Raw genomic sequence first — 14,389 nt, forward strand, 5'->3', positions numbered from 1 at the left:
TCAGTAACCATACCTACGGTAAGGCGACGCTGACGTGGTTTGAAGAGATTTTCGAAGAGTATTACCTTCAAGAAGCTCCATTGATGCCCCACCACCGCGTCACAAATACCTACACTGACACAAAAAGGTGACATAGCCACCTTTTTGGGCTCTATAATATTTGTAGTGGGTAAATCCCCTATGGATATCATTAATAAGGATACATACAAGGAACTCATCGCCAAACTGGACTATGAAGCTCCATCTTGTCCTGAGTGCGGAAGTCAAATGAAGAAATATGACTTTCAAAAACCTTCTAAAATTCCTTATCTTGAAACGACTGGTATGCCTACTAGAATTCTCCTTAGAAAGCGTCGTTTCAAGTGCTATCATTGTTCTAAAATGATGGTCGCTGAAACTTCTATCGTCAAGAAAAATGACCAAATCCCTCGTATTATCAATCAAAAAATTGCGCAAAAGTTGATTGAAAAGACTTCTATGACCGATATTGCCCATCAGCTGGCCATTTCAACTTCAACTGTCATTCGAAAGCTCAATGACTTCCACTTTGAGTGTAATGTTAGAAATCTGCCTGAGATTATGTCTTGGGACGTTGAAACAGTCCGGGGAGTGACTGTTTCAATCGGGAGATGGAGATGAGCTTCATTACGCAAGATTTTAACAATCTCAATATCATCACTGTTCTTGAGGGAAGAACACAAGCTATCATTCGTAATCACTTTCTTAAGTATGATAGAGCTGTCCGATGTCGCGTCAAAATTATTACTATGGATATGTTTAGCCCTTATTATGCCTTGGCTAAACAGCTTCGCTTTCAAATTTCTAGGCTCAGGCTGAAACAGTCTCCCAGACTGTTTCACTCCCGAATGCTAAAATCGTTCTAGATCGCTTTCATATTGTACAACATCTTAGCCGTGCTATGAGTCGTGTGCGTGTCCAAATCATGAACCAATTCGATAGAAAATCTCATGAATACAAGGCTATCAAGCGCTACTGGAAGCTCATTCAACAGGATAGTCGTAAATTGAGTGATAAACGTTTTTATCGCCCTACTTTTCGTATTCACTTGACCAATAAAGAGATTCTTGACAAGCTTTTGAGCTATTCAGAAGACTTGAAACACCACTATAATCTCTATCGGCTCTTACTTTTTCACTTCCAGAATAAAGAGCCTGACAACTTTTTCGGACTCATTGAGGACAATCTAAAGCAGGTTCATCCTCTTTTTCAGACTGTTTTTAAAACCTTCCTCAAGGATAAAGAAAAGATTGTCAACGCCCTTCAACTACACTATTCTAACGCCAAACTGGAAGCGACCAATAATCTCATCAAACTTATCAAGCGCAATGCCTTTGGTTTTCGAAACTTTGAAAACTTCAAAAAACGGATTTTTATCGTTCTGAATATCAAAAAAGAAAGGACAAAATTTGTCCTTTCTCGAGCTTAGCTGACTTCAACCCACTACAGTTGACAAAGAGCCCAAAAAAGCCTATCACACAAGCTCTAAAGCTGGATATGATAGGTTTTTATATTTTTCTTAACGTACTGTGCGGATACGCATTGTATTTGTACGAACAGCTTCTCCTACTGGTACACCAGCAACGATAACGATATCATCACCTGACGCAACGAGACCTGCTTCTACCGCTTTACGTTCAGCGATTTCGAACATATCGTCAGTTGAAGATGGAGCATCTGTCAACATTGGGATAACACCCCAGTTCAACATCAATCCACGTTCTGTCAATTCATCAAATGTCAATGCTAAGATATCAGCATTTGGACGGTATTTAGAAATCAAACGTGCAGTATGACCTGTCTTAGTAAGAGTTACAACCAATTTGATATCCATTGAGTTAGTAGCATCTTTAACAGCTGAAGCCATTACTTCTGTCTTAGAGTTACGTTCAAATGAATCTGAATCCAAACGTCCGTATTCATTAAGAAGAGTTTGAGCGTTCTTGTCTATTGTAGCCATTGTAGTTACTGACTCGAGTGGGTATTTACCGTTTGCAGACTCGCCTGACAGCATTGTAGCGTCAGTTCCGTCGATAACAGCGTTGAATACGTCTGATACTTCTGAACGAGTTGCACGTGGTTTTTCAGTCATTGTTTCAAGCATGTTTGTTGCAGTGATAACAACTTTACCTGCAGCATTGACTTTCTTGATAATCATTTTTTGGTAAACTGGAACCATTTCGAATGGTACTTCGATACCCATATCACCACGAGCGATCATGATACCATCAGCTGCTTCGATGATTTCATCCAAGTTATCGATACCTTGTTGATTTTCGATTTTAGCGAACAATTGAACATGCCCGTTTCCAGTTTCTTCACAGATTGCACGAACTTCGTTCACGTCTTTTGCAGTACGTACGAATGAAATCGCAATAAAGTTGATACCTTGTTCAAGACCAAAGCGGATATCGTCGTTATCACGTTCAGCAAGGGCTGGGAAAGGAATTTTAGTGTTAGGAATATTCACACCTTTTTGTTTAGCGATGATACCATCGTTTTCAACTTCCACTTCAAATTCACGAGTTGCGTCATCTTTAGCAACCACACGAAGACCAAGTTTACCGTCGTCAACCAACACTTGACGACCAACTTCAACATCATCATAGATATCCAGAGCACCAGCAACGTTCAATGCAATCACTTCACGAGTTGATTTGATTCCTTGTTTAGTTGCAACACGGATTTTCTCACCAGTTTTGTATGAATACTCTTTAGCTTCACCTTCGAACAATTCTGTACGGATTTCTGGTCCTTTTGTATCAAGAAGGAAACCAACTTTTTTACCTGCAAGTTTTTCAGCAAGTTTAACAGTTGCCATACGCTCACCTTGTTCTTGGTGGTCACCGTGTGAGAAGTTGAAACGGAATGTGTTAGCACCAGCTTCAATCAATTGAGCAATGTTTTTAGCTGAAGCTTCAACATCAAGTTTTTCACCCCAGTATCCGTCCTCACCGAATTTTTTACCACCACGGATTTCTACCGCAGGACCCAAAGTTGCAACGATTTTTACACGTTTGTTCATGATTTTTGTGACTCCTTTATAGATATGACCTTTTTGGTCTTATTAACTAAATTGTAAATTATGACAAGCTCTTATTCAAGCTAGATAGCTCAATATCGGCTTTGTGTGGGTTGTTAACTACAATCTTACCTTCTGCAGTAAGGCTAAACAATGCTCCTTCTTCTGCCGTTCCAAGAATTGGGTTTTCAACCATTTTCTCGTTACGGATACCAACCGCAACACCACCAATACCTTCTTTAAGAAGTTTAACAGCATGGGCACCCATACGTGACGCCAATACACGGTCACGCGCAGTTGGAGAACCACCACGTTGAATATGTCCAAGTTCTGTCACACGAAGGTCGCTTGTATCTCCAGCTTCTTTAAGTTTTTGACCAAATTCAGCTGCTGACATCACACCTTCAGCTAAGACGATGATATTGTGTTTTTTACCACACTCATAACCACATTTAATGCTTTCTACGATGTCTTCAATCTTGAATCCTTCCTCAGGAATGATGATTTCATCTGCACCAGTTGCAATACCAGCCCAAAGAGCGATATCACCAGCGTTACGTCCCATAACTTCAATAACAAAAGTACGACGGTGACTTGATGATGTATCACGAATCTTATCAATAGCATCCATAGCAGTTGTAACCGCTGTGTCAAAACCGATTGTAAAGTCAGTACCAACGATATCGTTATCGATTGTACCTGGAAGACCGATAGCAGGGAAACCATGCTCAGTCAAACGCATAGCGCCGTGGTAAGAACCGTCTCCACCGATAACAACTACACCTTCAATGCCGTGTTTTTTCAATTGCTCAATCCCTTTTAGTTGCCCTTCAAGTTGAGCGAACTCTGGGTAACGAGCTGAGTGAAGGAAAGTACCACCACGAGAAATGATGTCTCCTACTGAAGCTGCATCTAGGGGATGAATTTCACCGGCAACCATACCAGCATATCCGTCATAGATACCAAACACTTCCATTCCTTCTGAAATTGCTTGACGAACAACTGCACGGATAGCAGCGTTCATACCAGGGGCGTCTCCACCACTAGTCAAAACAGCAATACGTTTCATATTGGTTTATGCTCCTTTTTCTTTTAACAGTCTTCTTGATTATACCACATTTGATTTTAAAATTCTTCTATTTTCCGTATTTTTAGCGATAAATCGTTTTCATAACGATTTCATTCAATTTCTCCTCTAATTCATCAGATTTAACTACAAAATAATGGGGAGAAACGATGGTTTTCTGTTCCTCCTCATACCGGATGATGACTGGGATTGAGCCTTTAAATTGTTCTAAAATACGTGAAATTTCTTGATCCGATTCATGATTTTTCACCTGTATCCAAAAGCGTTCAGCAACTGCTTCTCTTATTTCTTGTGCAATCATTTGCAGACGGCCATCACGTGATTGTATTTTTCCTTTTATATAGTAGAAGGCTCCCTCTTTTATTTCCTGTCCAACCTGACGATATAAGTCTGAAAAGAGAGTGACGTCCAATTTTTTCTTACTATCATCTACCTGTAAGAAGGCCATATTTTCACCCTTTTTGGTACGAATCACTTTTATTTTCTGAACTTCAACCAAAATAATAGCATAGCTATTTTCTGACAAATTTCCGATTGGGGTAATTGGGTAAATAGCTTTACTTGCGATAGTTTGTAGTGGATGTTTGCTGACACCTATCCCTAAAAGCTCTTGTTCCATATAGAATTTTTCTTGTTCCGTCCAATCCTCCGATTCCTGCCAACTATAAATAGTATCTCCAAATAAACTTCCCAACTCTTTCACAAATTCAAATAGATTGGCTAAGTTATTAAATACTTTTTGACGATTTTTTTCAAATAAATCAAAAAGACCAACTTTTACCAAAGGTTCTAGCAGAGGTAGTTTCAGATAATTCTCAGGTAATTTAGCTATAAAATCTTCAATGTTAGAATAGGGTCTATTTTCAATAATCCAGAGAGCTAAATCATTACTGACTCCCTTAATCGATTTCAATCCTAGATAGATGGACTTGTTGGCAATTTTATCGTGATAGGGAATGGTGTTGATGGACAGAGGAGCCACTTCAAAGCCTGCTTCAAGTGCATCTATTAAGTAATCACTGTTGGCAGAATTCAACATGACCTGATAAAAAATGGCTGGATAATGCGTTTTGAAATAAGCCAACTGGAAGGCCAAAGCTGAGTAAGCATAGGCATGTGACCTGTTAAAACCATAACCTGCAAACTTCTCCATGACATCAAAGACCTGCTCTGCTTTTTCCACAGTATGACCAGCTTCTAAGGAGCCTTGAATAAAGGAAGCTCTCATCTCATGCATGGCAGAAGCATCCTTTTTCCCCATAGCTCGACGCAAAATATCGGCCTTCCCAAGACTAAATCCAGCAAACCGCTGAGCTACCTGCATAACCTGCTCCTGATAGAGCATGATACCATAGGTTGGAGCCAAAATATCCTCCAGTACTGGATCCAGAACAGTCACTTCTTCCTGCCCATGTTTTCTTGCCACAAAATTATTGATATAATCACTAGCACCTGGTCTATTTAGAGAAGTAGTCGCTACGACATCTTCAAAACAGACTGGTTGCACACGCTTAAGCAGACGAATGGCACCAGGTTGTTCAAATTGAAAGATACCTTTTGTATTGCCAGAAGCAAATAAAGCTAACGTTTCTTTATCTTCCAAATCAATCTCGTTGATAGCTATCTTAATCCCTTCTGTTTTAGCAAGCAACTCTTGCATCTTCTGAACAAAGGTCAAATTTCGCAGTCCCAGAAAGTCCATCTTCAAAAGCCCACTAGCTTCAACTCCATGAGCATCATATTGAGTCAGTGGAATTTCATCACCATGCTTCAGAGGGATGTAGTTGGTCAAATCTTGGTCACTGATCACAACACCAGCCGCATGGACAGAGGTTTGTCTTGGATAGCCCTCTATCTTGCAGGCAATCTCAAAAGCTTTTTGGTATTCTAACTTACTATTTATTTGCTGACGAAACTGGAGATTGCCCTCATAGGCTGACTTGAGATTATCACGGAAACTGATTTTCTTGGTAATTACGGATAATTCATATTCTGGAACACCAAAGCGTTTCAAGACATCACGCAGAGCTTGCTTAGCACCAAAGGTAGAAAAAGTAACGATTTGAGCCGCATGTTTACTACCATACTTATTGCCAACATATCTGATAAAATCTGGACGATAAATATCAGGAATATCAATATCAATATCAGGCATAGTATAGCGTTCACGATTGAGGAAACGTTCAAAAATCAGATTTTTCTCCACTGGGTCAATCCCTGTGATGTCCAAGGCATAGGAAACCAAGCTACCAACTGCAGAACCCCGTCCCATTCCCATATAGTAGCCATTTGAACGTCCAAAACGCAGCAAATCCCAGACAACCAAGAAATAATCATCAAATCCCATATCATGAATAACAGCCAATTCTTGGTTTAGACGTTCTTGATATTCTTTACTAGTCAACCCCTTCTGAACAAGCCCCAGTTCAGCACGTTCTCTCAACTCTTCTACTGCTGGTCTAGCAGGGTTAAAACGAGGCAGTTTCAAACTCGTATCCAAATCATAAGAAATGCCTGAAATCAGCTTTTCTAAATTGTCCAATGCTTGAGGAAAACGTTCTTGAAATAGTTTCTCTAGAGAACTTGCTGATAAAAGAACATCTTGTCGTGAACGCAAGGGAACTTCTCTAAGTGGTAGATTTTCTTTAATCGCTGTTAAGACTTGCAAAACTTCTCTATCCCTACTTTCAAAAGCGTTGACCCGATAAAGGGGTAAGATAGGATGATGAAATTCGCTTGTCAGTGTTTCTGGATAAACCCCAATATAATAATCATATCCTAGATTTAGCGACTCAATCTCTTCAAAATAAGGCACAATGACTGCAATATCCTCCAGATACTGGGACAGGACTGACCAACTTTTCTCCCCTTGCATCTTGGCTGTTGAAAGCTTCATCAACTGCTGATAGCCTACACTAGATAGAGCTAAAAAGCGCAAATTCACATCTTTGTCATCTACAAGCACATTCATTTCAAGCCCTAACAAAGGATGAATGCCATATTTTTTTGTAACCTCTAGAAAGTCAAAAGCACCATAAAGATTGTCAACATCCATCATAGCCAAATGAGTGTAGCCGTATTCTTTAGCTGCTCTCACATACTTGTCAATCGAAATGACGCTCTCCATAAAACTATAGACTGTTTTTGTATCTAGTTGTGCGATCAATTTACACTTCTCCTCTATCCTTCTCACTATATTATACCATTTTCACATATAAAAGGCTTCTCTTGAGAAAAATTTCATCAGCTTACTAATTTATTTTTTATTCATTTGTGTTTTTGTCATTATTTTTTATATTTATACTATATTATATATAAAATAGAAAACATACAATATAAATCTCCTAGAATTTTTATATTATACCTATTATGTCTATTATTACACTGTTCTCTATATTAAGTTTAGCACTTTATTCATTTTTATTGGATTATTTCCTTTTACAGTTAACAATTCCCTTTCTGCTTTTTTTTTGATATAATAACCTTAACTATCATTCTATATGGAGGTTCTATGCGTTTTAATCAATATAGTTATATCACTTTCCCAAAAGAAAATATCTTATCTGAACTAAAAAAATATGGCTTTGATTTACAAAACACAGCCAATCCCAAGGAATTACTGGAAACTTTTTTACGTCGCTTTTTTTTCACTTATGAGAACACCGACTATCCACTCTCCTGCTTAGCTATAGATAAAGAAACTAACATATTAACTTTTTTCAAATCTGACAAAGACTTGACAGCAGATATTTTTTATACTGTCGCCTTTCAACTTTTAGGCTTTTCTTATTTGGTTGACTTCGAAGATAGTGAAGCGTTTCGTAAGGAGACTGGATTTCCTATTGTATACGGTGACATGATTGAAAATCTCTATCAGTTACTCAATACTCGCACCAAAAAGGGGAATACCCTGATTGATCAACTGGTAAGCGACGGTCTTATGCCGGAGGATAATGACTACCACTACTTTAACGGCAAGAGTTTGGCTACTTTTTCTAGCCATGATGTCATTCGTGAAGTCGTTTACGTTGAGTCTCGTGTCGATACTGACCAAAAAGGTCTACCAGACTTAGTCAAGGTTAGCATTATTCGTCCACGTTATGAGGGACAAATCCCTGCCATCATGACAGCCAGTCCCTATCATCAGGGAACAAATGACAAGGCTAGCGACAAGGCTCTCTACAAGATGGAGGGCGAACTTGAAGTGAAGCCTGCTCATAAGATTGAACTAGAGGAACCTCAACTCAATCTCGTCCAACCCCAAGGCCAAGCTGAGCTTGTGTCGGAAGCTGAGGAAAAGCTAAGCCACATCAACTCTAGCTATACTCTTAATGACTATTTCCTTCCACGAGGTTTTGCCAATCTCTATGTGTCAGGTATTGGTACCAAAGACTCTACTGGTTTCATGACTAATGGAGACTACCAGCAAATCGAGGCTTATAAAAATGTCATCGATTGGCTTAATGGCCGTTGCCGTGCCTTTACTGACCACACGCGCCAGCGTCAAGTCAAGGCTGACTGGTCAAACGGAAAAGTTGCCACAACGGGACTTTCTTATCTAGGTACCATGTCCAATGGGCTTGCGACTACAGGCGTCGATGGTTTAGAGGTTATCATTGCTGAGGCTGGCATTTCTTCATGGTACAACTACTACCGTGAAAACGGTCTGGTGACTAGCCCAGGTGGCTATCCAGGTGAGGACTTTGACTCCCTTGCTGAACTAACCTACTCTCGTAATCTCTTGGCTGGCGACTATATCCGTGGCAATGAAGCTCACCAAGCTGACTTAGAAAAAGTGAAAGCTCAGCTAGACCGAAAAACTGGGGACTATAACCAGTTTTGGCATGACCGCAATTATCTGCGCAATGCCTATAATGTAAAAGCAGAGGTTGTCTTTACTCATGGTTCTCAGGATTGGAATGTCAAACCACTTCATGTTTACCAGATGTTCCATACTCTTCCTGCACATATCAACAAGCATCTCTTTTTCCACAATGGCGCCCATGTTTATATGAACAATTGGCAATCAATTGACTTCCGTGAATCCATGAATGCTTTGTTGACAAAGAAATTACTGGGACAAGATACAGATTTTCAACTTCCTACTGTCATTTGGCAGGACAATACAGCCCCTCAGACTTGGTTATCACTTGATACCTTCGGTGAGCAAGAAAACTTTGAAACCTTCGCACTTGGTCAAGAAGAGCAAGTTATTCAAAACCAGTACCCAGATAAGGATTTTGAGCGCTATGGTAAAAACTACCAGACATTCAATACGGAACTCTATCAAGGAAAAGCCAATCAGATTACTATTGACCTTCCTGTGACCAAAGATCTTCACTTGAACGGTCGAGCTCAACTCAATCTTCGTATCAAATCCAGCACAAACAAGGGGCTCTTATCTGCTCAACTACTGGAACTTGGTCAAAAGAAATACTTACAGCCTTATCCAGCTGTTTTAAGTGCTAGAACCATTGACAACGGTCGCTATCATATGCTGGAAAATCTCTGTGAACTGCCATTTAGACCAGATGCACAACGAGTCGTGACAAAAGGTTACCTTAATTTACAGAATAGAAATGATTTACTGTTAGTAGAGGATATTACTGCAGATGAATGGATGGATGTGCAATTTGAACTGCAACCTACTATTTATAAGCTAAAAGAAGGAGATACTCTTCGTTTAGTCCTCTATACGACTGACTTTGAAATCACCATCCGTGACAATACAGACTACCACTTGACTGCCGACCTCGATCAGTCCACGCTTACCTTACCTTGCTGAAAGGAGTTACATTATTATGAATAAATCAGAACACCGCCACCAACTCATACGCGCTCTTGTCGCAAAAAACAAGATTCATACACAGGCTGAATTGCAGTCCCTTCTTGCTGAGAACGACATTCAAGTGACCCAGGCAACCCTCTCACGCGACATCAAAAATATGAACCTATCAAAAGTCCGCGAAGAAGATAGCGCTTATTATGTTCTTAACAATGGTTCCATCTCAAAATGGGAAAAACGTCTCGAACTCTACATGGAAGACGCCCTTGTCTTGATGCGCCCAGTTCAACACCAAGTCCTACTAAAAACCCTTCCTGGACTGGCTCAATCCTTTGGTTCTATCATTGATGCTTTGAGCTTCCCTGACGCTATCGCTACCCTTTGTGGTGATGATGTCTGTCTTATCATCTGTGAAGATGCAGATGCTGCTCAAAAGTGCTTTGAAGAACTGAAAAAATTCGCCCCACCATTTTTCTTTGAAGAATAATAAATGACTACAACTAACAATTATGCTTCAAAAAACCTGGTAGAAAGTCTTTAACATCAGAAAACGCCTAATATCAAGTGTTTAAAACCCTTGATATTAGGCGTTTTGCTTTATCCTAGGAAGATTTATACTCTTCAAAAATCTCTTCAATCCGCATTAACATCGCCTTGCCGTAGGTATGGTTACTGACTTCGTCAGTTTCATCTACAACCTCAAAACCGTGTTTTGAGCAGCCTGCGGCTAGTTTGCTCTTTGATTTTCACTGAGTATTCCTTCATTTTCTCCTGCAATTGAATTCTTGCTCGACTTTTTGTTTTCTATTTCTTTAAAATCAAAGTAGCTCTTTTGTTAATAACTCGATCAACAAACATCGTGGTACAAGTATCTACTTTGAAATTTATCAGCCACTTAACAACTGATACTGTATTCTAGGAAAACGATGACATTCTTCCTAATAAAACTTCTCATATATGACATAAATTTCTACTCTTTTTAATTTTAAATGAGTCTCAGTATGGCAATCACTTTAGAATTTAAGCCGCTTCTCCAGCTCGATTATTGATGAGCTCAATGGTTTGAACAATATTACGAAGTACTGGTAGTTGGTGTTGGAAGAGTAGTTGAACCGATCCATAAGATTTAAACGGCTCTTGCGTTAACACTTTCGTCTCTAAAAAACCATTTTCTACAATGTAGTCTACAATCAATTTTACAAATGAAATCTGCCTAGCATTAAGGTTCTCATCCGACAAAAATTTAGAAAAAATACGATTGGCAGACTCTCTATCTAAGCCAATAATCTCACGCACCAATCTCGGAATTGCCTTATTTTCATAATGATGTTGGTAGTCTGATTTGCTACCTAATTTTTCCCAGAGCAATTTTTCAAGTGCAAGCATATCATCAGATGTCAACTTTTTATTATGGTATAGCTTAGAAATGGACTCTTCATCCAGATGAGTTTTCAAATAATGCTCAACTTTTTCATTATAAGATCGAAGATCGTTGACCTGCAAAAATGCTGTGGTCTCGTGAACAGTGGAGAGTATACGATCTTCAAAGTTAACATAGTAGGGTTTACGGTCTGTTTTATCCAAAAACTGTAATAAATCTCGAATAGCAAGACAAATTTTTTCCAAATCAGACAAGCTAACTTCTTTCCAAAATTCAGGCTCCTGTACTTTCCTGATAATTTCAACCTGCTCAAAAACCTGCGGGATATTGCCAATAGCAGAAAGAGCTCTAGCCGTCTTCATCACTTGGGAAATATGAACAGTGGAAGATTTAGCTGTCAGTTGCCCCAACTGAATATGAAGTAAGCACAAATCAAATCTCCTCGCCATCTCATCTTCTTTATCTTCATCAAATAAAAGCGGAGAGAGATTTTTTTGAATTGTTTCACTTGTAACAGCAGTTAGATTTTGCCAACTTTCCAATTTTCTATAGCTATAAACTGTATCTAAAACCATACGAACCCTGAAGTCCAACTCATTTAAGCTCTCTATACGACCTTGAAGTTCTGAAACAAGCTCCTGACGGTATGCTCTCGCAAACTGATCTTCTTGGTATTGGAGTCCCTGAAGTTCTCGAATCAAGTCCACTTTGATATTAAATAAACGCTGACTCAACGAAACAATGTGACGCCCCTCTCCATCTCTTGGATCTGCACGAAAATAATCAAAATTGTCCCCATAATCAAATACCAAGAAGTTTTCCTTATCCTGCTCAGGTCCAAATAAATCTTTACATAGACGGGTTCCTCGACCAATCATCTGCCAAAACTTAGTTTTAGAGCGTACTTTCTTGAAGAAGACTAAATTCACAACCTCTGGTACATCAATACCTGTATCTAACATATCGACAGAAATCGCAATTTGAGGATACTTCTCCTTAATTTTAAAATCATCAATCAAGGTCTGATAATGCTTAATACTATAATCAATTACCTGAGCATAGTCGCTCCCTTTTTCAGGATAGCGGTTGTTAAAAATACCTCTGATATATTCCGCATGATCATGATTTTTAGCAAAAATAATAGTTTTACCAATTTCATCACCCGAGGCTGTCTGAATTCCTCTTGTCATGAGTTCATTTAAAACAATTTCTACTGTACTTTTATTGAAAATAAAGGAATTAAATACACTCCCATCAATATCTTTTTCACAGCTATCGTCTTCAAATTTGCTATCAAAATGTTCCTTTTCTTCTTCAGACAAATCATCATAATGTAGACCATCCGTAGGTAGTTTCAGTTTGGTTTCGATAGAATGATAGGCTACTAAATATCCGTCTTTAACAGCCTCTTCCAAATCATATGCATATGTTGGAACCCCATTCTCCAAATTAAAGAATCCATAGGTGTTTTTATCTAAATCTTGACGAGGAGTAGCTGTTAAGCCTACAATCCTTGCATCAAAATAATCAAAAATGGACTTGTATTTCTGATAAATAGAACGGTGAGATTCGTCAATTATGATAAGGTCAAAATGCCCAACAGTGAAAGGACGTTGATTTACTTCTTCTTGACCACTAATCGCTCCAATCATGGTCGGATAAGTTGAAAAGACCATGCGACTTGATTGAGCTCCTTCTTTATCTTCTAAGAAGTTACAAACGGAAAGATCTGGGAGTAATTTTCTAAACGAATCATAGGCTTGCTTAACCAAGGAAGTTCTATCGGCTAAGAAGAGAACGTTTTTTACCCAGTTATGACGTGATAAGATATCAACTAGAGAAACTGCTGTACGAGTTTTCCCAGCCCCAGTTGCCATAACCAAAAGTGCCTGTCTACGATGATTAGAGAAAGCTTCACAAACGCTTGCAATCGCATGTTTTTGGTAGTGACGCTCGGAAATATCGTCCCTAATTTTACTAGAAATATCCTCAAGTGGTTTTTGAAGATGACGTCTATCCATCACTAATTGCAATTCTTCTTGAGAGTAAAATCCTGCAATCTGGCGGCGGTTCGGACCATCAAGTATATAGTGCTTCAACCCATTTGTAATAAAGCAAATTGGCTGATAGCCGATATGTTTCTCCAAAGCTTCAGCATATTCTTTGACCTGTACTTCCCCTACTTCTGGATTGACAGAGGCTTTTTTAGCCTCCACAATCGCTAAAATTTTCCCATTTTTACCATAAAGTACATAGTCACAGTAACCAATTCCTGAACCGTGCTTGAGACCATCAACAGCTATCTCAACACGACAGTTTTCTTCAAATATCCATCCTGCTAGACGGAGATCGATATCAATAAAGAGTTTTCTTGTCTCTGCCTCAGATAATTGATCAATATGGAAAGGCACATCTTGCCGTTGCGCTGCAGTCTCACGTTTTTCAGTATAAGTCTCTTGAACTTCTACGGACTGAGCAGCCATCTGTTCATGAAAATCAGGCAGTTCTGGTAAACTGTCTTGTAACTTTATCATAGATTGTGGAGTTTCTCGGTATTTGATGTTTGCTGAAAGTGGTAAGCACTTCTCATCAAAATAACGCTCCACAAACTCATTGCTGTAACAATAATCGATAAAATTAACAAACTGATACAAATGATGCAAAGCTAAAATCGCTTCTCGTTCCTTAATTTCACCACCATGAGCAGCATGGTTTCCCCACCGAATCAACAGAACTATCTGCTTGTGGAGTTCAGAATCTACGATATCCCTAAAATCATCATCCCATACTAAAGAAGATAGAGTAGCACGATAGGGAGCCTCTAAATATGAATCGTGACTATATATCCAATGGACAGCCTGCTCTAAAGCACGACGCGCCATAAAGGCAGTAGCCACAGTTGATGTAGCAATCATATTCTCAGCTTCAATGCAAGGTTTTGAAAAAGATTCATATTCGTCATTTTTTAAAAGAAAGCTAAAATTTCCCATTTTTTTCTCACTTTAAACAAATAGTTTAGCTATATTATACTAAATTTCAAGCTATTTCTCCACACTTTTATAGCTATCTCACAAGCAAATTGTGATTTGTCGACCT

General features: G+C 39.0%; 6 protein-coding genes and 2 pseudogenes. 3 read left to right on the forward strand and 5 right to left on the reverse strand.

Features of this window, described 5'->3' with window-relative positions; all coding sequences use genetic code 11:
• Positions 1-180 precede the first annotated feature (180 nt).
• Positions 181-1,447, forward strand: a pseudogene (locus HT691_RS07025) (transposase).
• A gap of 90 nt (positions 1,448-1,537) precedes the next feature.
• On the opposite strand, the gene pyk reads toward HT691_RS07025, so the two are convergent.
• From pyk to HT691_RS07040, 3 genes are all read right to left on the reverse strand, one after another.
• Entirely contained in the window at positions 1,538-3,043 is a 1,506-nt protein-coding gene (pyk, locus tag HT691_RS07030) for a pyruvate kinase (RefSeq protein ID WP_138705905.1), read from the reverse strand.
• Between the two features lie 58 nt (positions 3,044-3,101).
• On the reverse strand, positions 3,102-4,109 hold the full coding sequence (gene pfkA, locus HT691_RS07035; RefSeq protein ID WP_000820864.1) for a 6-phosphofructokinase: 1,008 nt from the start codon (positions 4,107-4,109) through the stop codon (positions 3,102-3,104).
• Between the two features lie 82 nt (positions 4,110-4,191).
• On the reverse strand, positions 4,192-7,293 hold the full coding sequence (locus HT691_RS07040) for a DNA polymerase III subunit alpha (RefSeq protein WP_172921925.1): 3,102 nt from the start codon (positions 7,291-7,293) through the stop codon (positions 4,192-4,194).
• Positions 7,294-7,638: 345 nt separating this feature from the next.
• Here HT691_RS07040 and HT691_RS07045 point away from each other — a divergent pair, with 345 nt between their 5' ends.
• Both HT691_RS07045 and HT691_RS07050 read left to right on the forward strand, forming a co-directional pair.
• Positions 7,639-9,912, forward strand: coding sequence for a Xaa-Pro dipeptidyl-peptidase (locus HT691_RS07045; protein ID WP_172925312.1), 2,274 nt, complete (start codon positions 7,639-7,641; stop codon positions 9,910-9,912).
• Positions 9,913-9,928: 16 nt separating this feature from the next.
• Positions 9,929-10,399, forward strand: a complete 471-nt coding sequence (locus tag HT691_RS07050) for an arginine repressor (protein ID WP_023934390.1) — start codon at positions 9,929-9,931, stop codon at positions 10,397-10,399.
• Positions 10,400-10,932: 533 nt separating this feature from the next.
• Here the strand turns inward: HT691_RS07050 and HT691_RS07055 are convergent.
• Both HT691_RS07055 and HT691_RS07060 read right to left on the reverse strand, forming a co-directional pair.
• On the reverse strand, positions 10,933-14,283 hold the full coding sequence (locus HT691_RS07055; RefSeq protein WP_172925313.1) for a DEAD/DEAH box helicase family protein: 3,351 nt from the start codon (positions 14,281-14,283) through the stop codon (positions 10,933-10,935).
• A gap of 29 nt (positions 14,284-14,312) precedes the next feature.
• Positions 14,313-14,389 (reverse strand): annotated as a pseudogene (locus HT691_RS07060) (type I restriction endonuclease); the annotation flags it as partial.

Source organism: Streptococcus sp. 477, assembly GCF_013277295.1.
Lineage (GTDB): Bacteria > Bacillota > Bacilli > Lactobacillales > Streptococcaceae > Streptococcus > Streptococcus pseudopneumoniae.